The sequence below is a fragment of the Actinoplanes sichuanensis genome, from assembly GCF_033097365.1.
GTDB lineage: Bacteria > Actinomycetota > Actinomycetes > Mycobacteriales > Micromonosporaceae > Actinoplanes > Actinoplanes sichuanensis.
This window is the reverse complement of the sequence record NZ_AP028461.1, coordinates 724,393-745,518: the sequence shown is the minus strand read 5'-3', so window position 1 is coordinate 745,518 and position 21,126 is coordinate 724,393. Positions and strand designations below refer to the sequence as shown.

Sequence of the window (21,126 nt, the reverse complement as noted above, 5' to 3'; positions counted from 1 at the left end):
GGGTACGACCGGCCCTTCGACCGCGTGCGATGGTTAGGCTAACCTAACGAACTGATCGCGCGTCAACAGGATCCAGAACACCCCGGACGGGAGAACCCCACTGTCCACCTACGACACCCCCGTTGAGCAGGGGGTACGCACGACCGTTCCGCCGCGGGCGGGACGGCGGTCGTCCGTACGCCTGTTCGGTCTGGTCCTCGCGATCGTCGCTCTGATCGCGGTCGCCGTGCTGAGCATCGGCTTCGGCGCGCGGTTCCTCTCCCCCGGCGAGGTCTGGGCCGGACTGTGGGATCCGGACTCTCCCTATTACCGGATCGTGCACGAGATGCGTCTGCCCCGGACACTGCTCGGCCTGATGGTCGGCATGGCGCTCGGCCTGGCCGGCGCGATCATGCAGGCCCTCACCCGCAACCCGCTCGCCGACCCCGGCCTGCTCGGCATCAACGCGGGCGCCTCGGCCGCGGTCGCCACGGCCGCCGTGTTCTTCGGCGTCGGGACCTTCTTCGGGTACGTGTGGTTCGCCCTCGCCGGCGCCGCGATCGTCACCGCGCTGGTGTACGCGGTCGGTGGCGGACGGTCGGCCACCCCGGCCCGGCTCGCCCTGGCCGGTGCCGCCCTCAACGCGACACTGCTCTCCTACGTGTCGGCCGTGCTGCTGTCCGACACCCAGGCCATCGACAAGATGAAGTTCTGGACCGCCGGCTCCCTGGCCAGCGCCGACTTCGCCACGGTCGAGCGGCTGCTGCCGTTCTTCGCGGTCGGCCTGCTCACCGGCCTGCTGGTGGCCGGCCCGCTGAACGCGCTGTCGCTCGGCGACGACTCGGCCCGGGCGCTCGGCGCCAACCCGTCGGTGATCCGCGCCGCGGTCATCGTGGCGGTCACCCTGCTCTGCGGCAGCGCCACCGCGGCGTGCGGGCCGATCGTCTTCATCGGACTGCTCATCCCGCACATGGTCCGCCCGTTCACCGGGCCCGACCTGCGCTGGCTGCTGCCGTACACGGCGATCCTGGCGCCGGTGCTGCTGCTCGGCGCCGACGTGCTCGGCCGCATCCTGGGCAGCCCCGGCGAGCTGCAGGTCGGCACGGTCACCGCGGTCCTCGGCGGCCCCCTGTTCCTCTATCTCGTGCGAGCCGCCAAATGACCGCCACCCTGATCGAGAAGAAGGCCCCGATCGGCCGGAAGGTCGGTGTCCGCCCACGGGCCGTCGTGGTGGGCGTCGTCGCGGCGCTCGGCGCATTCGTGATCAGCGTCTTCAGCCTCGGCACGGGCGACTTCGAGATCGCCCCGGCCGACGTGATGACCACCCTGTTCGGCGAGGGCGAGCCGGCGCACGAGTTCATCATCGGCGAGCTGCGGCTGCCCCGGCTGATCACCGCGCTGCTGGTCGGCGCGGCGCTGGCGGCCGGTGGCGCGGTCTTCCAGTCGCTGGTACGCAACCCGCTGGGCAGCCCGGACATGCTCGGCGTCACCAACGGGGCCAGTACCGCGGCACTGACCGTGATCATCCTCGGCGGTACCAGCACCCAGCTGTCGATCGCCGCGGTCGCCGGTGGTCTGGCCACGACGGTGCTCATCCAGCTGATCGCCGGGCGGGCCCTGCACGGGTTCCGGTTCATCCTGGTCGGCATCGGCATGGCCGCGATCCTCACCGGCATCAGCGGCTACCTGCTGACCCGCGGCGTGCAGATGGAGAACGCACGGGCGCTGCTCTGGCTCACCGGCAGCCTCGACGGACGGGACTGGGGTCAGGCCGTACCGATGCTGATCGTCCTCGGGGTCACCCTGCCGGTGCTGCTGCTGGCCTGCGGGCCGGGCCTGCGGATGCTGGAGATGGGTGACGACTCGGCGTCCGCGCTGGGGGTGCCGGTGCCGCTGCTGCGCAACGGAGCGCTGATGTCGGCCGCGCTGCTCGTGTCGTTCGCCGCGGCCGCCGCCGGCCCGGTCAACTTCGTCGCGCTGATCGCCCCGCACCTGGCGAAACGACTCACCCGGGCGCCCGGGCCGAACCTGGTGCCGTCGATCTTCGTCGGCGCGCTGCTGCTCACCGGGGCCGACTTCCTCGCCCAGCACCTGCTCACCGACCGGGCGCTGCCGGTCGGTGTGGTCACCGGCCTGGTCGGTGGCGCATACCTGGTCTGGCTGCTGACCACCGAACGCCGGGCCGGGCGGATCTGATGACCGACACTGCAACAGGAGACATGATGACGGGTCACACGCCTCGGCTCAGCGGCAGCGGGATGACACTCGCCTACGACAAGCGGGTCATCGCCGAGGACCTGAGCGTCGAGATCCCGGACGGCTCGTTCACCGTGATCATCGGACCCAACGCGTGCGGCAAGTCGACCCTGCTGCGGGCGCTGTCCCGGCTGCTCAAGCCGGCCGCCGGCACCGTGCTGCTGGACGGGAAGGACGTGCACTCGCAGCCCACCCGGACCGTCGCGAAGACCCTCGGCCTGCTGCCGCAGTCGTCGACCGCACCGGACGGGATCACCGTGGCCGAGCTGGTGGCCCGCGGCCGCTACCCGCACCAGAGCATCCTGCGCCGCTGGTCGACCGAGGACGAACATGTCGTACAGGAGTCGATGCTGTCGACCGGGGTGGCCGACCTGGCCGACCGGCACGTCGACGAGCTCTCCGGCGGCCAGCGACAGCGGGTCTGGCTGGCCATGGCGCTCGCCCAGCAGACCCCGCTGCTGCTGCTCGACGAGCCGACCACCTATCTGGACATCGCCCACCAGATCGAGGTGCTCGACCTCTGCGCCGAACTGCACGAGCGTCAAGGGCGGACCCTCGTCGCGGTGCTGCACGACCTGAACCACGCGGCCCGCTACGCCACCCACCTGATCGCCATGCGCGCCGGAAAGGTGGCCCGGTCCGGGCTGCCCGCCGAGGTGCTCACCGCGGAACTGGTCGAGGAGGTCTTCGGGCTGCCGTGCCGGGTGATCGACGACCCGGAGACCGGCACCCCGCTGGTGATTCCGGCCGCACGGCGCTCAACCGGCGCAACCGTCTGACGATGCCGGCCCCACCGGGTGTCAGACGGCGGGGACGGGGACGGCGAGCTTCTCGGCCGCGGTCCGCAGTTCGGACCAGACCTTCGCCGGTACGGGGATCCCGCTCGCCGTTCGTTCGAGGGCCACGGCGGCGCTGTTCTCACCCGGGTAGCGGATGGCCGTACCGGCGTCGGCGGGGTTGAGGTTCTTGAGGGTTTCGAGTGTCGTCGCGACCGCCGGGCCGAACGCCGTGGGGTCGCCGAAGGCCGCCGGATCCAGGGCCAGGAGCAGGGCGTTCTGGCGGTGCACCCGGCCCTGGGGGTCGCCGGAGTGGAAGGCGCTGAGGATCGGCGCGCCGACCAGCACGCTGGTCAGCAGTTCGAACACCAGGGACATCCCGGCGCCCTTGACGCCGCCGAGCGGGAGCGGCATCTTCGCCAGTTCCGGATCGGTGGTGGGGGTGCCGTCGGCGGTGGCGGCGGTGCCCGGCGGGAGTTCCCGGCCGGCGTTGCGGTACTGGGCGATCCGGCCGAGAGCGATGCCGGCGGTGGCCATGTCCAGCAGCGCGGGAGCCCGCCCCGTGGCGGGCACCGCGATCGAGAGCGGGCTGGTCGCGACGGCGGCGCCGGTCACTCCGGGGTACGCCATGTTCGGCATCCCGGCCACGAAGGCGATCCCGGCCAGACCGGCGTCGGCGATCCGGGACGTGTAGTAGCCGATCGCGCCGGTGTGCACGGTGCGGCGGACCCCGACCGCGCCGATCCCGCAGGACCGGGCCCGCCGGATCGCCTCGTCGGCGGCCGCGGTCAGCGCGACCGGGCCGGGGGCGCGGTCGGCGTCCAGGACGGCGACGGCCGGGCTGGACGAACTGAACGTGAGCGCCGGGGCCCGGTTGGCCTCCCCGGAGTCGAGGAGTTCCAGGTAGCGGGGCACCCGGGAGGTGCCGTGCGAGTCGACACCGCGCAGGCCGGCCCAGGTGAGGACGGCCGAGATGGTGGCGGCGTGCCCGGAAGCGACGCCGGCCGCGGTGAACAGCGCGGTGGTGAAGGCGCCCAGCTGATCGGCGGGCACCAGAACCTTGGGTTGCGGAGGCATGACGACTCTTTCTGGCTGGTCCTCGGGGCTGTCCCGGGCTGCCGGGACAGCCCTGGAGAACCAGCCGAGGGTTCAGCGGGAGACGTGGACGTTGACGATCGCGGTGGTGCCGCCCCGCACCGACTTGACGGCGCGGGCCAGGGCCGGGGCCAGTTCGTCCGGGGTTTCGACGGTTTCCGCGTGCATGGCGAACGGGGCGGCGAGGGCCGCGAGGTCGGGCTGGTCGGCCAGGTCGTTGCCGAGGAACTCGCCGGTCGAGACGGCCGCGCCCTCGGGGTAGAAGCGCAGGTGGTTCATCTTCATCGAGCGGTACTCGTGGTTGTTGAAGACCACGATCAGCAGTGGCAGCACGTTGGCCCGGGACGCCTGCAGTGACTGGACGATCGGGTTGTAGAGGAACGCCCCGTCGCCGATGGTCAGCACCACCGTCCGGTCCGGGGCGGCGAGTTTCACCCCGAGCGCGACGGCGATGCCCTGGCCCAGGCCGCCCTGCACGTAGAAGTACGAGTCCGGCTCGTCGCGTTGCAGGTGCCGCTGGACGACCCGGCTGTGCGTGATCGTCTCGTCGACCACGACGGCCTCGGGCACCGTACGCAGCGCCGCCGCCACCTGCACCGGGTCGAGGGTGCCGGCGGTCTTCCGCTCGACCGCCGCGACCGCCTCGCGTTCGGTGCCGATCGGTGCGACCCGGGTGGGCACGGCGTGGGCCGCCAACTCCCGCAGGGTGGCGACGACGCCGCCCTCCAGGTAGTGGTCGGCGTTGAGCACCTGGTAGGCGATGTGCGGCCGCTGCGGCACCTCGTCGATCACCACGATCTTCGCGGTGGCCGGCTTCCGGGACGGCGGGTAGAACGGCGCCCGGCAGTTGAGCAGCACGATCACGTCGTGGGCGTCGGGGGCGAACTCGCTGCCGGCGTGCAGTTCGTGGGTGCGGGGGAAGTTGGCGCAGACCGCCGACGCCGGTTCGACCACGGGGATCCGCAGCGCCTCGGCGAACGCGACCAGCGCCGCCATCCCGCCCTCCTCACGGCCGGTCGTCTCGGTGACGATCACCGGGTTCGACGCGGCGGTGAGCAACTCCAGGACGGCCCGGACGTCGCCGGCCGCGCTGACCGTCGCCCCGCGCGCCACGACCGGTTTCGGGTCGGGGCCGGCCCACTCCTCGAGCAGCACCTCGAGCGGGATGTTGAGGTAGACCGGTCCGGCCGGGGCCCGGGACGCCATCTCGGCGCTCCGGGTGATCATGGTGGTCAGGGTGTGCACGCTGGCGGCCTGGTTCGACCACTTGGTGAACGGGGCGGCCATCGTGTGCGGTCCGCCGACCACGGAGAGGTTGCGGTACCACTGGCCGCCCGGGTCGGGGCCGGGCCCGTCGCCGTAGGTGCTCGACTCCGAGGAGGCCACCACCATCGGCACACCGGCCAACAGCGCGCCGTGGATCGCCATCGAGCCCTGGAGCAGGCCGGGGCCGGCGTGCAGCAGGACACCCTGCGGGCGGCGGGTGACCAGGGCGTACCCGGCGGCCATGCCGACCGCGACGGTCTCGTGGGTCAGGTCCAGGTAGCGGGGGCAGGGCAGCCCGTCACGATGCCGGCGGGCCAGCGACTCCCACACCGGGGCCCACTCGGACCCCGGCGAGGAGAAGATCCAGTCCGCCCCGGCCGCAGTGAACGCGGCGATGACCGCGTCGCCGCCGTCGGTCCGGTGGGTCATCGCGGGATCGGCCAGTCGAGGACCTCGCAGATACCGCGGCCCATGATCCACTCGAGTTCCTCGGGCGTGAGGTCGAAGTGCTTGGTGAACTGCTCGATCGTCTCCACGTAGCTGAGACCGTGCCCGAGCAGACGGGTGATGTCGGTGCCCCAGAAGCAGCGCCGCGGGCCCATCTTGTCGACCATCTCCCGCACGTACTTCTCGATGTTGAGGTTCGGGAAGGGCTGCGTGGAGTAACCGGGCAGCGCCGACACCTTCACGTAGATGTTCGGGTGCTCGTGCAGGTCGGCGGTCTCCTGCACCCAGTAGCCGATCGCGTCGTCGACGCAGCGGGCCATGATGCCCATGTGGTCGATGATGATCTTCAGGCCGGGGTGGGCGGCCGCGATCCGCCCGAGCTCGGCCTTCCAGATCGGGGCGTGCACCATGGTCGGGATGTTCAGTTCCTCGGCCAGCGGCCAGTACCAGTCGTTAGTGCCGTCGATCATCCAGTTCCGGTCGATCGGCCGGTGGAACGTCAGGCGAGTGCCCTTCACGTACGGGTTCTGGGCGAAGTCCCGCATCATCGCGGCGCCCTCGGCCGGTTTGTTCTGCGGGATGCGGGCCATGATGCCGAAGCGGTCGGGGTGCGCCTCGCACGCCTCCAGGGCGTAGTCGATGCGGTCCCCCTCCCACGACGGCGGCAGGATCAGTGCCCGGTTGACGCCCGCCTCGTCCATCAGCGCGAGGCATTCCTCGTAGCTGAAGGGGTCCTCCCGGTGGCCGTTCAGCCGGATCCGCTCACGCGCCCCGGGAACCCAGGGACGGTCCGGGGTCTCTTCCTTCCAGATGTGCACCTGGGAGTCGACGACGAACATGTGCGTTTCCTTTCGCTACCGGCTGTTCCGCCAGGGGGTGTGGATGACGTTAGGTGCGTTCCGGGCCCCTAAGGAGTCCGTGGAACGCAATCGGTTGTTGCAGGAGACGACTCATCCGAAGACCTCGGCCACCACGTGCTCGGCGATCGCCAGCGACGACGTCGCCGCAGGTGACGGGGCGTTCCGGACGGCCGTGACCGGACCCAGGCGGTGGATCCGGAAGTCGTCGACGAGGCTGCCGTCGCGGTCCAGCGCCTGGGCGCGCACACCGGCGCCGGCCCGGACCACGTCGGCGGCGCCGATCTCCGGGACGTACTGCATCGCCTCGGCCATGTAGCGGCTCTTCGACAGCGAGCCGCGGACCTCCTTGACGCCTGTCCGCCAGTGCTTTCGGGCCATGCGCCAGGTGCCCGGCCAGGCCGCGATCCCGGCCAGGTCGGGGATCGAGAAACGGGTCCGGGTGTAGCCCTCGCGGGCGGTGGCCAGCACCGCGTTCGGGCCGACCTCGACGATCCCGGTGACCCGGCGGGTGAAGTGCACCCCCAGGAACGGGTAGCGCGGGTCCGGAACCGGGTAGATCATGCCGCGGACCAGGTCCGCCTTCTCGTCGCTGACCCGCATGTACTCGCCCCGGAACGGGATGATCCGCGGCTCGGCGACGTCACCGGCCAGCCCGGCCACCCGGTCGGAGTGGATGCCGGCGCACACGATCACCCGGTCGACGGTCACGCTCTGGTCGCCCGACTCGATCCGGATCGACCCGACGTTCCGTTTGATCGCGGTGACACCGAAGTTCAGCCGTACCTCTCCCCCGGCCTTGCGGATGTCCTCGGCGAACGCCTTCGTGACGCCCGGGAAATCGGTGATCGCCGTTTCCGGCGAATGCAGCGCGGCGAGGCCGGCGGCGTGCGGTTCGATATCGCGGATCCCGCTCCGATCAACCCTTTTCAGACCGGGTACGCCGTTCTCCCGCGCCCTTTTCTCCAGATCGTCCAGGCGCCCCAGTTCATCCTCGCGAACCGCGACGACGAGTTTTCCGCATTCGTCGTAGGCGATGCCGCGTTCCGCGCAGTAGTCGCGCAGCAGCAGCCGCCCACGGGTGCAGAGCTCCGCCTTGAGGCTGCCCGGCGGGTAGTAGATGCCGGCGTGCACGACACCCGAGTTGTGGCCGGTCTGGTGCTGCCCGACCTCGGCTTCCTTCTCGACGACCACGACCCGGGTGCCGGGCCGCCGCAGGCTGATCTCCCGCCCGATGGCCAGGCCGACGATGCCGGCCCCGATGATCCCGATGATCTCGTCCGCCACGTGAGTTGCCTCTCTGATGCGGCCATCCGCGGTCAGCTGCCGAAGTGGATGGCGAAGGTCTTGACCTTGGTATAGAACCGCATCGCCTCCGGCCCCTGCTCCTTGAAGGGGGACCCGGAGTGCCGGAAACCACCGAACGGCTGGTGCACGTCCCACCCGGACGTCGTCGTGTTGACCGCGATCTGGCCGCAGTCGACCTCGGCGAGGAACCGGTGCGCGGCGGCGAGACTGTCCGTGAAGACGGCGGCGGCCAGCCCGTATCTGGTGTCGTTGACCGCGGTGATCGCCTCGTCCAGGCCGTCGACCACGCGCACCGCCAGGACCGGGCCGAACACCTCCTCGCGCCACACGTCCATGTCCACGGTCACCCCGGTCAGCACGGTCGGCTCGACGTGGCAGCCGGGGCCGGGCACCTCGGTGCCGCCCAGCGCGACCACGGCGCCCTGCTTCACCGCGAGGTCGATGTGCGCGACGACATCGCGCTGCCGGGCCCGACTGACCAGCGGACCGAGCCGCAGCTTGGCGATCTCGGCCAGTAGCAGGGGCAGGAACTCGTCGTGGACGGCCCGGTCGACGAGCAGCCGGCTGGTCGCGGTGCACCGCTGCCCGGCCTGGCCGAACGCGGCGGCGACCACGGCCGTCACCGTCTTCGGCAGGTTCGCGCCGGCCAGCACCACCGACGCGTTCTTACCGCCGAGCTCGGACTGGAACCGCACGCCCCGGGCGGCCAACCGCACCCGCAGGGCCTCGCCGACCTCGTTGCCGCCGGTGAAACTCACCGCGGCGATCCGCGGGTCGTCGAGCAGAGCGTCGGAGATCTCGGCGGTACGGCCGGTGACGACGTTCACCACACCGGCCGGTACGCCCGCGTCGTGCAGGGCCCGGGCCAGGTACAACGCCGACGTGGGGGTCTCCGAGGCCGGTTTCAGGACGACCGCGTTGCCCGCCGCCAGGGCCGGGGCGAGCTTGCGGGCCGGGGTGATCAACGGGTCGTTCCAGGGCGTGACGGCCAGCACCACGCCCAGGGGTTCGCGCTGGTAGCCGGTCCGGGTGTCGGGGCGTACGTCGTGGATCAGCGAGCCGTAGCCGTCCCGGCCCGCGCCCGCGTAGTAGTCGAAGAAGTCGGCGGCCTTCTCCGCCTCCACCCGGGCCTCGACCTCCGACTTGCCGTTCTCCCGGACGATCGCGTCGGCGATCTCGGCGTTGCGGATCCGCAGCAGCGCCGACGCCTTCGCCAGGATCGCCGACCTGGTGATCGCCGACGTCGCCCGCCACACCGCGAACCCGGCCTCGGCGTCCGCGTAGATCGCGGTCACCCGCTCGGCGGTCAGTGCGGGCACCCGAAGGTACGGCTCTCGCACATCGGCCGGATCGAAGACGTCGATCCAGTCGTCGCCGCCGATCCACCGGCCGCCGGCCAGGGTCTGCATGGTCGGAAGGGACATCGCTGCTCCTCACTCAAGGTCAGCCGAATGCTAGGAACGCGGAAAAGGGGGCCACCAGGCGTTCCGGGGGAAGCATTGGTTGCGCCCGGCGTGGCCATTTCCCTGGTGGAATGCGCTGGCCCGTCCACCGCGAAAGGAGACCGTCATGACCTACGCCGTCATCGCCCACTACCGGTGCGCTCCGGAGGACACCGAACTGGTCCGGGCGTCGCTGCTGGCGATGCGCGAGCACACCCGGACCGAGCCCGCGAACCTGGCCTACGTGGTGCACGCCGACACCGAGGACGCGAACGCGTTCGTGCTCTACGAGGTGTACGCCGACCGGGCCGGCTTCGAGGCGCACGCCGCCAGTGACCACTTCGCCGAACACATCGTCGGGGTGGTCCGCCCGCGCCTACGGGAGCGGCGCGTCACGTTCGCCGCGCCGCTCCCCGCAGACTAGAGCTCGTTGCCCCAGCACATGCGGGCGAACGTCTCCACGTGGATCAGCTTGCGCCACTGATCCTCGACGCCCAGCAGCGGACGGTCGGCGACGTCGGCGAAACCGCTGCTCGGGCTGATCGCCACGTCCTCCAGGTCGCGGATCGTGGCGACGGTGTCCATCCGGTCCATCACCGTGTCGATGTCCTCCAGCCGCGGCACGCGCGGGTCGACGATGCCGAGGCAGACGTCCCGGTCGGCGGGGACCGCCCGGAGCAGGTCGGTCTCGGCGGGCACGCCGGTGTCGTAGGGCAGGATCCACCGGTCCACCGGGATCGACGTGAACAGGTGCTCGGCGTCGAAGTCCGCACCGACCCGGGTCAGCGGGCACAGGCCGATCCGCACGTCGAACGGTTTGTCGGCGATCGAGACGGCGAGCGTGTCGACGGCCACGGCGTCGGCGAAGGAGAGACCGCCCGAGTGGTAGACGCCTTCGCCGTACCCGTGATCGTCGATCTGGATGAGCCGGACGCCGCGGGCGACGACCGCCTCGATCTCGTCCCGGATGAGCAGGGCGAGGGCTTCACCGAGTTCGCGGGCCGAAGCCCACGGACCGCCGGGCCGGAAGGTCCTGGCCGCGATCCACGCCGGTGACGGCAGGGTGGCCTTGGCCGCCACCCTCGTCTGCGCCGCGATGGCGGCGGTGTCGTCGGCGACCAGCGACCGGTCCGCTTTCAGCACGCCGTCGTCGAGGCCGTGCACCACGTCGAGCACCGCACTGTGCAGGTCGGCCCGGCGGAAGTGCCCGTCGGTGACCACGGTGAGGCCGAGCCGGCGCTGTCTGCGGACCGCTTCGGCGATGGCGGCGTCCTGGACCTCGCGGCTCGCCGACGGCAGCAGCTCGGGCGGGCGGACCAGGCTGCCGTGGTGATCGATGCGGAACTTGAAGGTGTCAGCCACGGTTCTTCCCCCACCCTGCGCTCTTCCCCCAAGCGGCGAAGACGAGCTCGTAGCCGAGCTCCGTCAACACTTCCTCGCACGCCTGCTGGTCCTCGGCCGGGGTGCCACCGGAGACGCCGAGACCGCCGAGGATCTCGCCGTCCCGTTTGATCGTGACGCCGCCCTCGGTGGCCACGATCGGGTGCGCGGCCATCTGGCTGAGCTGCGCGAAGAAGCCGGGATTGCTCTGCGCCCAGTCGTACAGCATGTTGGTCGGCCGTTCCATGATCGCGGCGCTGTAGGCCTTGGCGATCGCGATGCTCGGGGTGAGCGCGCGGGCGCCGTCCGACCGTTTCACCGTGATCAGGTGGCCGCCGGCGTCGACGATCGCGACGCTGAGCGCTTTGCCCAGGTGGTCACCGCGGTTCAGGACGAGGGCGAGGATGGTCTCGGCCTCGGCGAGGGTGAGTTTCACAGCGACTCCCGGAACGCGGAGACGGCCGCGTTGTAGAGGTCGGGCGACTCCCAGTACATCGAGTGCGGCGCGCCCGGCACGACCACCAGGTGGGAGCCCTTGACCAGCTCGTGGGCGCGGCGGACGGTGGCGACGCTGAGCACCGCGTCGGCCTCCCCGGCCAGGAAGGTGACGGAGACGCCGGAGGCGACGATGTCGTCGATGGTCGGCCCGTCCACCGCGAGGTTGCGCAGGTCGGCCATCTTGGCCACGTTGAACGTGCCCATCTGCTGGAAGAGGAACGTCCTGGCCGGCTCCTGCTCCTGGAACCGCTTGCTGAGCAGCCGGTCCAGGACGGGCAGCCGCACCGCCTCGGCGCGGTCCGCGTCGACCAGCGCCGTCAGCTCCGGGTGGGAGAGCCCGCCGAGCGAGTGGCCGAGCGCGACACCGCGGACCCGGTCCGGGCGCTTCAGGGCCGCCTTGAGGGCCGCGACCGCGCCGATCGACTGGCCGACGAGCAGCACGTCACGCAGGTCCTCGGCGTCCAGGACGGCGATCAGGTCGCCGGGGAAGTCCTGCCCGTCGAACTCGGGCATCGACGAGTCGGACCGGCCGAAGCCGCGCAGGTCGACGGTGACCACGGTGAACCTGTCGCGCAGCGCGGCGACCTGCTGCCACCAGGCGGCGTGGTGCCCGCCGGAGCCGTGCACGAACAGGATCGTCGGGCCGTCACCGTGCCGTTCGTAGTAGATGTTCGCCCCGTCCGGAGCGGTGGCGAAGGGCATCAGGCGGGCCGCTTTCCGTGGTAGACGAGCTCGATCATGGTGTGGTCGGGGTCGTGGATGTAGCAGAATTTCGACTGGTTCTCCGGGCGCTCGATCGGCCTGGTGTGCCGGATCCCGAGCGCTTTCAGGTGCTCCAGGAATCCGTCCCAGTCCTCCACCTCGATCGCGAAGTGGTAGGGCGCCATCCGGTCCATCTCCTCGACCGGCGTGAAATGCAGATCGAAATTGCCGCGGGTCATCAGCACGACCCGGGTGTTGCTCTTCGGCGTGATCGCCTTCAGCCCGAACACCTTGGCATACCACTCCTTGGTGCGTTCCGGATCGGTGGTCGGGAAGTTCACGTGGTGGATGTACTTGGGGGCGTTACTGGACATGCGGGGTGCCTCTCTCGTCGACGACGGGGTTGGACAGGGTGCCGATTCCGGTTATCTCGATGTCCACGGTGGAACCGGGTTCGAGCTGGACGGTGCTGTCGGCGCCCATCCAGAGCACGTCGCCGGGGTGCAGGGTGAGGTATTTCGTCATCTCGACCAGGTAGTCGAACGGGTCGAAGACCATGTCGCCGGTCGCGAACTCCGCTTTCACCACGCCGTCGATGCGGACCGTGGTGGTCTGCACGAGCGGGTCGACATCGGTCTCGATCCACGGGCCCATCGGTTTGAAGGTGTCGCTGTTCTTGCTGCGCCAGAAGGTGCGGTCGTGGTGTTGCCATTCCCGGGCGGAGACGTCGTTGCCGATGGTCCAGCCGAGAATCGACTCCTGGGCCTCGGCTCTCCCGGCCCGGCGCAGGGTGCGGCCGATCACCGCGACCAGTTCGCCTTCGGCCTCGAAACGTCCTTTCACCTCGGCCGGCTTCACGATCGGGAGACGGGCACCGGTCAATGCGTTGTTGGCCCGGTATCCGACCTCCGGACGGTCCGGGACGGGCTTCCCGTAATGCTCGATGTGGGCGCGGTAATTGAGGCCGACGGCATAGAACACCCCAGGAATCACCGGCGGCAGGAAATCGACACCACCGAGGGGTACGGACGACCCGGTGCGCCGTGGCTTCCCGTCGACGGGTGAGCCGTCCAGCAGGTGGGCGATGTCGCCGTCGATCTCCGCGTGCACGGGCCGGCCGTCGAGCCGGATTCGGGCGTAGCGCATCAGTCGACCAGCAGGTGCGAGACGCGCTTGGTGACGAGGTACGCCTCCAGTCCTTCGGGACCGCCCTCCCGGCCGTAGCCGCTCTGCTTCACCCCGCCGGACGGCGCCTCGGGCACCGACCCACCACAGTGGTTGATCGACAGGATGCCCGCCTCCAAGCCGGTGACCAGCTTCTCCGTGGTCGTCGACGAGCGGGTGAAGCCGTACGCGGCCAGGCCGTAGGGCAGTGTGTTGGCGATCCGCAGCGCCTCGTCGAGGTCGGCGAACGACACGATCGGCGCGATCGGCCCGAACGGCTCCTCGACCATCACCCGCGCGTCCAGCGGTACGCCGGTGAGCACCGTCGGCGGGAAGAAGAACCCGGGCCGGTCCAACCGCTCGCCGCCCCGCTGAAGGACCGCGCCCCTGCTGACCGCGTCGGTGACCAGCTCTTCCATGGCTTTGAGCCGGCGCGGGTTGGCCAGCGGGCCCATGGTGACGCCGTCGTCCAGACCGTCGCCGACGACGACCCGATCGACGGCGGCCAGGAAGGCGGCGACGAACTCGTCGTGGATCGACTCGTGCACCAGGAAACGGCTCGGCGAGGTGCAGACCTGGCCGGCGTTGACGAACTTGGCGACGGCGGCCTTGCGAGCGGCCTGAACCGGGTCGGCGTCGGCGCAGACGATCACCGGGGCGTGGCCGCCGAGCTCCATCAGCGACGGTTTCATCTGCGCGCCGGCCCGCCCGGCGAGCAGCTTGCCGACCGGGATCGAGCCGGTGAACGCGATCAGCCGGATCTCCGGCGCCTCGATCAGGTGGGTGGACACCTCGGCCGGGTCGCCGAAGACCAGGTTGAGGGCGCCGGGCGGCAGTCCCGCCTCGGCGAAGCAGCGGACGATCTCGACCGCGGTGCTCGGGGTCTCCTCGGATGCCTTGATGACGATCGAGCAGCCCGCGGACAGGGCACCGGCGAGTTTGCGCATCGGGGAGCCGGCCGGGAAGTTCCACGGCGTGAACGCGGCGACCGGGCCGACCGGCTCGTGCCGCACCGACAGGACGGTGCCGGCTTCGGACGGGATGATCCGGCCGTACGCCCGTCGTGCGTCCTCGGCGTCCCACCGCAACGCGCCCGCCACCCGGAGCACCTCGCCCCGCGCCTCGGCCAGGGGTTTGCCCTGTTCCAGGGTCATCACCCGGGCGACCCGGTCGGCCCGGGCGGTCAGCAGGTCGGCGGCTTTCAGCAGGATCCGGGTGCGGTCGGCGATCGGGGTGTCCCGCCACACGCGAAAGCCGCGCACTGCCGCGGCGACGGCCCGGTCCAGGTCGGCCGCGGTGGCCAGCGGCAGGTGGGCGATCACCTCCTCGGTCGCCGGGTTGAGCACCGGGAGGGTGGCGCGGTCGGTGATCCACTCACCGTCGATGTACAACGAAAGATCCATCATTCGCCCCGATCGCGGTTGGTGCGCAGTGTCCAGATGTGGTGCGGCGGGGTGGTCTCGTGCACCCGCGTGCCGTAGGAGTCGTCGATCCGGTCCATGTCGGCGGCCAGTTCGACCCGGCCACCGCAGGGCGCGTGCACGAACCGGAAGACGTTCGAGCCGACCGTGTGCCGGCCCAGCTTGCGGGCCTCCTGCCAGCCCCGCTCGATCATGTGGTTGCCGCCCTCGATGACGTCGTCGAAGCCGTTGACCTCGTACGACACGTGGTTCACGCCGGCTCTGTCGGGCCGGTGGCAGAGCAGGAAGTTGTGCTGGTCGGCGTCGCCCTCGACACGCATGAACGTGCCCATCGGCTTGACCACGTCGGTCGGGATGAACTCGAGGAGATCGGTGTAGAAGGCGACCGCCTCCTCGCGGCCCTCCTTCGGGATGTTGAGGGCGACGTGGCACATCCGGATCGGGCGGACCGGGCCGACACTCTCCAGTGCCCGGTTCACCCGTACGACATATCCGGATTTATTAGAAATGCGGGGTGGCTCGTGTTCGGGGCCGGTCTCCCCCACCAGGGTGAGCCCGACGCCGAAGCCGGTCCGGTCGACAGTGCGCCGGACACCCTCCCCGGCCGCACCGGCCTTCTCGGCCAGCCGATCCAGTTCCGCCGGGGTGTCCACGCCCCAGACGATCTCCCGCAGCGTGGGCCCGTTCTCCACCGGCGGCGGCAGGTCCGGACGTGCGGCCGCGTCCAGGATCAGGGTCTGCCGGATCCTGGTCTGGAAGACGGCCCGGTCCTGGCTCTGCGAGATCGGGGTCAGGCCGAAATCCGTGAAGAAACGAACGTTCGTGTCGAGGTCGTCGACGGTGTACGTCACCGACTCGATGCGCTGGATTCCCACCGCCGCCTGCCTTTCTGCTCTGCTGATGGTCAGCCTAGGAGCGATTTCGGGCGTTAAGACCGGGTGATTCCGCAACCCTTCATTGCACGGATCGCATCGATTCCTCGAAGACCGGCAGCGGATTCTCGGCGAACCATTTCGTGAGGTACGCGAGGAACACCTCGACCTTGCGCGGTGCCTGCGCGGCCGGCCCGTAGATGGCGTAGAGGGACCGGCTCGGCACCGGCAGCTCCGGCAGCAGCACCCGCAACCGACCGTCGACCAGGTCGTCGTACGCCGACCGGCTGGGCAGCAGCGCGATCCCCCGCCCATGCACGGCGGCCTTGTGCAGGGCGATGTACGAGTTCGACTGGAACGCGATGTTGCGGATCTTGTGCAGGGTGCTGGAGTGGCCGTGCCCGATCCGCCAGACCGGGTCGTTGACGTGCACCAGGCAGTCGTGGTTGCTCAGGTCGTTGGCGTCGGTGAGCAGCCCGTGCCGGGCGATGTAGGTGTCCGAGGCGCAGAGCACGAACGGCAGCGACGCGATCCGTTTCAGTCGCACGCTGGAATCGCGCAGGTCACGGGTGTGGAAGGCGACGTCGAAGCCGGAGTCGAGGAAGTCGTAGGTGCGGTCGGACATGCCGCCGAGCTCGAACCGTACGGCGATCTTGGGATGGGCGACCGAGAACGCGGCGATGGCGTCGCCGAGATCCAGGCCGCCGATCCACTTCGGGCAGATGATCGACAGGGGACCCTCGGGGCGGTCGTGCAGCTCCGCGATCCGGGCGTCCTCCGAGTCGATCTCGTCGAGGATCCGCTGGGCGAACTCGCTGTAGCGCAGCCCCGGCTCGGTCAGGCTGACCGACCGCGCGGTGCGGTTGACCAGGTGCACGCCGAGTTGTTTCTCCAGGTCGGCGACGTGCCGGGAGATCAGCGAACCGGAGGTGCCGAGCTGCTTGGCGGCACCGCTGAAGCTGCCGACCTTGGCGACCGTCACGAAGCTGCGCATGACCAGAATGCGATCCATCGGATCCTCCTCGTGGAACGGGGAATCAGCCTTCGAGGCAGTACTGCGGGGCCTCGCCCAGGTTGTCCTTGGTGATCAGCTTGATCGGGGTGTTCGTGATCTTCTCGTTCGACTTCTTGTCGAGCAGGGAGATGGTGTTGCGGACCGCGAGCTGCCCGGTGACCGTCGCCGAGTTGGCCACGGTGGCCGCGAACCGGCCGTCCTTGACCGCGGCGAGACCGTCGTCGGTGCCGTTCACCGTGACGATCTTGACGTCCTTACCGGCCGCCTGGAACGCCTGGAGCGCACCGAACGCCATGTCCTCGTTGGCGACGAACGCGTACTTGAGGTTCGGGTGGGCCTGGATCATGTTCTCGGCGACGTCCTGCGCCTTGGCCCGGTTGAACATGCCCGGCTGGTTGGCGACCACCGTCACGGTGGCCGGCAGGGCCTCGGTGAAGCCCTTGACCAGCTTGTCGGAGGCGGCTCCGGGTGCTCCGGCGATGACTCCGGCCTCGACCTGGGCGCCGGCCGCGTCCTGGGCGATGAAGCCGGCGTCCAGTTTGCCGACGCCGACCAGGTCCACCACCACCGCGCCGAGGATGTCCGAGGTGTCGCTGGTGATCACCGAGGTCAGGAAGATCGGGATGTTCGCGCCCTTGGCCTTGGTGATGTCGTTCTTCAGCGCGTCGACGTTGACGGTCTGCACGATCAGCGCGTCGACGCTGCGGGAGATCATGTCCTCGATGTTGGACAGTTCGGTGCCGGGATCCTGCTTGGAGTTGGCGGCGATCACCGTGGCACCGGCGGTCTTCGCCTCCGCCTCGACGGCCCGCTGCAGGCAGGTGTGGAATTCGGTGGTGCCGCCGTTGACGAACCCGAAGGTCCGGCCGGTGTCACCGGAGGCGTCGGCCGTCTCGCCGGAGCAGGCGCTCAGCGAGGCGGCGCAGAGGGTGGTAGCGAGAAGGGAACCGAGAACACGCAGGGATGAGGTCATTGTTTCATCGCCTTCCGAGGCTCTGGAGGGTGTTCGCCATGGCGGCGACGAGGAGCACGGCGCCGACCGAGATCTGCTGGTAGTAGGAGGAGATCTGGAGCAGGTTGAGCACGTTGGCGACCACGCCGAGCAGCAGGACGCCGAGGACGGTGCCGCCGATGGTGCCCTTGCCACCGGCCAGGGAGGTGCCGCCGATGACGACCGCGGCGACCGCGGTGAGCTGGAGCTGGAGCCCGCCGGTGCCGGGGCTGCTGGCGGCCAGGCGGGAGAGCAGCATGATGCCGGCGAGACCGGACAGAGCACCGGCCAGGCCGTAGAGCACGAGCTTGTCGCGGACCACGTCGATGCCGCTGAGCCGGGCCACGTCCTCGTTGCCGCCGATCGCGAAGGCGTCCCGGCCGAACGTGGTGTAGCGCATCACGAACGCGGTCAGGGCGAGAACGGTGACCGCCACGTAGACCAGGTTCGGCAGGCCGAGGGTCTTGCCGTTGCCGAGGCCGGACAGGTGGTCGTCGATCGAGATGCTCATGCCGTCGATGACCAGCAGCGCGACACCGTCGAGCAGGGTGGCGGTGGCCAGCGTGGCGACGAACGGGGCGACCCGGGTGAACGTCACCACCACGCCGTTGACCAGTCCGACCAGGACGGACAGGGTGATCGCGACGGCCAGGGTGGCGGCCGTCGACCAGCCGTGCGCGATCATCTGGGCCGCCACCGCGGTGGTGACCGCGACGTTGCCGCCCATCGAGAAGTCCATGCCGCCGGCCACCATCAGCAGGGTGAGCCCGGCCGCGATCACCGCGACCACACTGACCTGCCGGGCCACGTTGATCAGGTTGTTCGGGTTGAGGAACGCGTCGGTGCGCACACTGGCGAAGACGACGATCGTGACCAGGACGGTGAGCAGCCCGGCGTGCGGGATCGACCGCAGACGCAGGACGGGGGGCTTCGCGAGAGTCTGCTGGGTGGTCACAGCGCTCCTCCTAGGGTGGCCGCGATCAGCTCGTCGCGGGTGATCCGGTCGGCCCGGTGTTCGGTGCGGCGGCGGCCGTCGCGGACCACGACGATCCGGTCGGCCAGACGCATCACCTCCTCGGCTGACGAGGACGCCAGCAGCACGGCGACGCCGCGACCGGCCAGCTCGTCGACGAGACTGTGGATCTCGGCCATCGCGGCGACGTCCACGCCGTTGGTCGGGTCCTCCAGCAGCACCGCCGAGGGTTCGGTGCCGAGCCACTTGGCCAGCAGCACCTTCTGCTGGTTGCCGCCGGACAGCTGCTCCACGGGCGGGTTGCGGACCAGGGAGACGACCCGGTAGCCGTCACGCAGCGGGGCGGCCCTGCGGGCGAGCAGTCCCCAGCGGTGCATCCGGCGGCGGTCCAGGCGGTCCTGGGCGAGCATCACGTTCTCGTCGATGCTCAGGCCCGGGATCAGGCCGAGACGACGGCGGTCACCTGTCACGCAGCGCAGACCGCTGGCCAGCGAGTGACCGATCCGGCCGGGCCGGACCGGGCGGCCGCCGACCGTCACCGTGCCGCTGTCCGGCCGGCGGCGGCCGGAGAGCAGGTCGAACAGCCGGGACTGGGCGTCACCGGCCGGTCCGAGGACGGCGACGATCTCCCCACGGCGTACGTCGATGTCGAACCGGTCGAGGAAACGTCCGTCGCACAGTTGCCGGATGCTGATCCCGACCTCCGGCGAACGGGCCGGGCGGATCGGGCGCCGCGACACGACATCGCGTCCGACCATGTCGCGGACCAGGCCCTTCTCGTCGGTGTGCGCGGCCGGCCCGGCCCAGGTGACCCGCCCGTCGCGCAGGACGGTGATCCGGTCGGCCAGGTGCAGCACCTCGGAGATGTGGTGCGAGATGAAGACGATCGCGACCCCGGTGTCGCGCAGCCGGCGAACCAGTTCGCGGATCTGGGCGGCGGCCTCCGGACCGAGGCAGGCGGTCGGCTCGTCCAGGATCAGCACCCGGCCACCTCGGCGGACCTCGCGGGCCACCTCGACCATGGTCTGCTCGGCCACCGTCAGGTCACCGGCGACCGCACCCGCGTCGATGGCGATGCCCAGGTCGTCGAGCGCCCGCTGGGCGGCCGCCCGGACGCTGCGCCAGCGCACCACCGAGCGGCGGGTGGGCAGGTCGCCGAGCATGATGTTCTCCGCGACGGTCAGGCTCATCACCAGCTCGCGACGCTGCGGGACGGTGCTGATGCCGGCCTTACGGGCGCGGCGCGGGGTCAGGTGGGGCAGCTCGTGACCGTCGATCCGCAGCTGTCCGGCGTCCGGGGTGAGCGCCCCGGAGAGGATCTGCACCAGGGTGGACTTGCCGGCGCCGTTCATGCCCATCAGCGCGTGCACCTCGCCGGCCTGGAACTCCACCGAGACGTCGGTCAGGGCCCGGGCGCCACCGAAGCTCTTGGTGACGCCGCGAACGGCGAGGACCGTCATGCCCGGATCCGGGCGTAACCGCGGATGTCCGGGAACGGCGGCTCCCGGTCGGCCTGCAGGTCCACCTCGAAGGCATTGAGGCAGAGCGCCAGCATGCTGAAGTTGCCGAGCGAGCCGACCGTGTCGACCAGGCCCTGCGCGCCGAAGTGCTTCTCGGCCTCGGCGAACGTCTCCGCGGACACGAAGTGGTTCTCCAGAAGTTCGACGCAGAACCGGTAGAACGCGTCGTCCTCCGCGCGGTCGAACAGCGGCAGGCGGCGCTCGGCGATGGCCCGGACCGCCTCGGCCGGGATGCCCTCGGCGACCGCCTTCTCCCAGTGCGCGTTCCACGAGTACTGGGCGTCGAAGTGGCGGGCGGCGATCAGCAACGACAGCTCCCGCAGGCGCAGCGGCAGGCTGGAGTCGAATCGCAGGAACGCGCCGAGCGCCTCGACCCGGTCGCACAGTTCGGGACTGTTCAGCCACACCCGGAACGGGCCGCGAACGGCACCCCGGCGGCCGGCGATCCGGTCGGCGACCTCCCGTTGACGCGGGGTCATCTCGTCCGGATCGATCACGGGAAGTCTCATCGCTGACCAGCCTCTAGCTTGTGATCCCGAGCACTCGGGGTGGATGTTTCGCCAGAACGTAACGCCGGGGTGGTAAGGCTTCACACGGCTGGAAGCGCAAGGTAAGGCTGCATCTCGCGTGGCCCGCGGCGGCCTACGCTCCGGCGATGACCGTGATCATCAAGGCCTCGCTGGTGCCCGTCCTCGACCGTGGCGGAGCGATCGTCACCACTCCGTTGATCACCACGACGGCGGCCGGCGGCGAGAACCGGATCACCAGCGGAATCAGCGTCTATCCGGCCGGGACCGGGGCGCCGATGCACTCGCACAACTGCGACGAGCACGTGACGGTCCTCGACGGCGAGGCCGAGGTGCTGGTCGAGGGGACGGTGACCCGACTGGGCCGGCACGACACCACCTACATCCCGTCGCCGGTCCCGCACCTGTTCCGCAATGTCGGCGACGGGCCGCTGCGAATCCTCTGGGTCTACACCTCCGGGCACGTGACCAGGACGTTCACCGACACCGGGATCACCGTCGAGCACCTGTCGGCGCAGGACCAGATGGGCCGCGACTGACATCTCAACCCCCTGGCTGGTTCCCCGAGCCGTCCCAGCGCGTCGGAGACGGCGCCGGGAGCCTGCCCGGCGTCGGGCGTGACGGGCACGTTACGAAT

At 70.4% G+C, this 21,126-nt stretch carries 22 protein-coding genes; 5 read left to right on the top strand and 17 right to left on the bottom strand.

Going from position 1 to position 21,126, the window contains the following annotated elements:
* Positions 1-70 precede the first annotated feature (70 nt).
* From Q0Z83_RS03185 to Q0Z83_RS03175, 3 genes are all read left to right on the top strand, one after another.
* Positions 71-1,141: a FecCD family ABC transporter permease gene (locus Q0Z83_RS03185; protein ID WP_378079009.1), complete on the top strand. Its 1,071-nt coding sequence runs from the start codon at positions 71-73 to the stop codon at positions 1,139-1,141.
* An 8-nt stretch (positions 1,142-1,149) separates the two neighbouring features.
* A complete protein-coding gene (locus Q0Z83_RS03180; RefSeq protein ID WP_378079010.1) occupies positions 1,150-2,175 on the top strand; it encodes a FecCD family ABC transporter permease in 1,026 nt (341 codons plus the stop codon).
* A gap of 62 nt (positions 2,176-2,237) precedes the next feature.
* The gene (locus Q0Z83_RS03175; RefSeq protein WP_317797019.1) at positions 2,238-3,014 is read left to right on the top strand and encodes an ABC transporter ATP-binding protein; all 777 of its coding nucleotides are present in this window, start codon (positions 2,238-2,240) and stop codon (positions 3,012-3,014) included.
* 21 nt (positions 3,015-3,035) lie between these two features.
* On the opposite strand, the gene Q0Z83_RS03170 is transcribed toward Q0Z83_RS03175, so the two are convergent.
* The 5 genes from Q0Z83_RS03170 to Q0Z83_RS03150 all read right to left on the bottom strand — a co-directional run bounded on the left by Q0Z83_RS03170 (position 3,036) and on the right by Q0Z83_RS03150 (position 9,408).
* Complete coding sequence (locus tag Q0Z83_RS03170) at positions 3,036-4,088, bottom strand: Ldh family oxidoreductase (protein ID WP_317792254.1); 1,053 nt, start codon at positions 4,086-4,088, stop codon at positions 3,036-3,038.
* 72 nt (positions 4,089-4,160) lie between these two features.
* Entirely contained in the window at positions 4,161-5,801 is a 1,641-nt protein-coding gene (locus tag Q0Z83_RS03165; RefSeq protein WP_317792253.1) for a thiamine pyrophosphate-dependent enzyme, read from the bottom strand.
* Positions 5,798-6,658 carry an amidohydrolase family protein gene (locus Q0Z83_RS03160; RefSeq protein WP_317792252.1) on the bottom strand — a complete coding sequence of 287 codons (861 nt, stop codon included), beginning with the start codon at positions 6,656-6,658 and terminating at the stop codon, positions 5,798-5,800. The genes Q0Z83_RS03165 and Q0Z83_RS03160 overlap by 4 nt, the downstream gene beginning before the upstream one ends.
* A gap of 111 nt (positions 6,659-6,769) precedes the next feature.
* Positions 6,770-7,963, bottom strand: coding sequence for an L-2-hydroxyglutarate oxidase (lhgO, locus tag Q0Z83_RS03155; RefSeq protein WP_317792251.1), 1,194 nt, complete (start codon positions 7,961-7,963; stop codon positions 6,770-6,772).
* Between the two features lie 32 nt (positions 7,964-7,995).
* Positions 7,996-9,408, bottom strand: a complete 1,413-nt coding sequence (locus tag Q0Z83_RS03150) for an aldehyde dehydrogenase family protein (protein WP_317792250.1) — start codon at positions 9,406-9,408, stop codon at positions 7,996-7,998.
* A 145-nt stretch (positions 9,409-9,553) separates the two neighbouring features.
* On the opposite strand from Q0Z83_RS03150, the gene Q0Z83_RS03145 reads away from it, so the two are divergent.
* Positions 9,554-9,850 carry a putative quinol monooxygenase gene (locus tag Q0Z83_RS03145; RefSeq protein ID WP_317792249.1) on the top strand — a complete coding sequence of 99 codons (297 nt, stop codon included), beginning with the start codon at positions 9,554-9,556 and terminating at the stop codon, positions 9,848-9,850.
* Here Q0Z83_RS03145 and Q0Z83_RS03140 read toward each other — a convergent pair.
* From Q0Z83_RS03140 to Q0Z83_RS03085, 12 genes are all read right to left on the bottom strand, one after another.
* Positions 9,847-10,788 carry a uroporphyrinogen decarboxylase/cobalamine-independent methonine synthase family protein gene (locus Q0Z83_RS03140; RefSeq protein ID WP_317792248.1) on the bottom strand — a complete coding sequence of 314 codons (942 nt, stop codon included), beginning with the start codon at positions 10,786-10,788 and terminating at the stop codon, positions 9,847-9,849. The two genes, Q0Z83_RS03145 and Q0Z83_RS03140, sit on opposite strands and share 4 nt — an antisense overlap.
* Positions 10,781-11,242: a GlcG/HbpS family heme-binding protein gene (locus Q0Z83_RS03135; protein WP_317792247.1), complete on the bottom strand. Its 462-nt coding sequence runs from the start codon at positions 11,240-11,242 to the stop codon at positions 10,781-10,783. The genes Q0Z83_RS03140 and Q0Z83_RS03135 overlap by 8 nt, the downstream gene beginning before the upstream one ends.
* The gene (locus Q0Z83_RS03130) at positions 11,239-12,006 is read right to left on the bottom strand and encodes an alpha/beta fold hydrolase (RefSeq protein ID WP_317792246.1); all 768 of its coding nucleotides are present in this window, start codon (positions 12,004-12,006) and stop codon (positions 11,239-11,241) included. Before Q0Z83_RS03130 ends, Q0Z83_RS03135 begins: the two co-directional genes overlap by 4 nt.
* Complete coding sequence (locus tag Q0Z83_RS03125) at positions 12,006-12,380, bottom strand: VOC family protein (protein ID WP_317792245.1); 375 nt, start codon at positions 12,378-12,380, stop codon at positions 12,006-12,008. The genes Q0Z83_RS03130 and Q0Z83_RS03125 overlap by 1 nt, the downstream gene beginning before the upstream one ends.
* Positions 12,370-13,152 carry a fumarylacetoacetate hydrolase family protein gene (locus Q0Z83_RS03120; protein ID WP_317792244.1) on the bottom strand — a complete coding sequence of 261 codons (783 nt, stop codon included), beginning with the start codon at positions 13,150-13,152 and terminating at the stop codon, positions 12,370-12,372. The genes Q0Z83_RS03125 and Q0Z83_RS03120 overlap by 11 nt, the downstream gene beginning before the upstream one ends.
* Complete coding sequence (locus tag Q0Z83_RS03115) at positions 13,152-14,573, bottom strand: NAD-dependent succinate-semialdehyde dehydrogenase (RefSeq protein ID WP_317792243.1); 1,422 nt, start codon at positions 14,571-14,573, stop codon at positions 13,152-13,154. Before Q0Z83_RS03115 ends, Q0Z83_RS03120 begins: the two co-directional genes overlap by 1 nt.
* Entirely contained in the window at positions 14,573-15,466 is an 894-nt protein-coding gene (locus tag Q0Z83_RS03110) for a VOC family protein (protein WP_317792242.1), read from the bottom strand. Before Q0Z83_RS03110 ends, Q0Z83_RS03115 begins: the two co-directional genes overlap by 1 nt.
* Before the next feature lie 79 nt (positions 15,467-15,545).
* A complete protein-coding gene (locus Q0Z83_RS03105) occupies positions 15,546-16,475 on the bottom strand; it encodes a LysR family transcriptional regulator (RefSeq protein WP_317792241.1) in 930 nt (309 codons plus the stop codon).
* A gap of 25 nt (positions 16,476-16,500) precedes the next feature.
* Positions 16,501-17,451: a sugar ABC transporter substrate-binding protein gene (locus Q0Z83_RS03100; protein ID WP_317792240.1), complete on the bottom strand. Its 951-nt coding sequence runs from the start codon at positions 17,449-17,451 to the stop codon at positions 16,501-16,503.
* A 4-nt stretch (positions 17,452-17,455) separates the two neighbouring features.
* Positions 17,456-18,424, bottom strand: a complete 969-nt coding sequence (locus Q0Z83_RS03095; RefSeq protein WP_317792239.1) for an ABC transporter permease — start codon at positions 18,422-18,424, stop codon at positions 17,456-17,458.
* Positions 18,421-19,902 carry a sugar ABC transporter ATP-binding protein gene (locus Q0Z83_RS03090; protein ID WP_317792238.1) on the bottom strand — a complete coding sequence of 494 codons (1,482 nt, stop codon included), beginning with the start codon at positions 19,900-19,902 and terminating at the stop codon, positions 18,421-18,423. The genes Q0Z83_RS03095 and Q0Z83_RS03090 overlap by 4 nt, the downstream gene beginning before the upstream one ends.
* Entirely contained in the window at positions 19,899-20,471 is a 573-nt protein-coding gene (locus Q0Z83_RS03085; RefSeq protein WP_317792237.1) for a carboxymuconolactone decarboxylase family protein, read from the bottom strand. The genes Q0Z83_RS03090 and Q0Z83_RS03085 overlap by 4 nt, the downstream gene beginning before the upstream one ends.
* Positions 20,472-20,617: 146 nt before the next feature.
* On the opposite strand from Q0Z83_RS03085, the gene Q0Z83_RS03080 reads away from it, so the two are divergent.
* Positions 20,618-21,028 carry a cupin domain-containing protein gene (locus tag Q0Z83_RS03080; protein ID WP_317792236.1) on the top strand — a complete coding sequence of 137 codons (411 nt, stop codon included), beginning with the start codon at positions 20,618-20,620 and terminating at the stop codon, positions 21,026-21,028.
* The last annotated feature ends 98 nt before the right edge of the window (positions 21,029-21,126 follow it).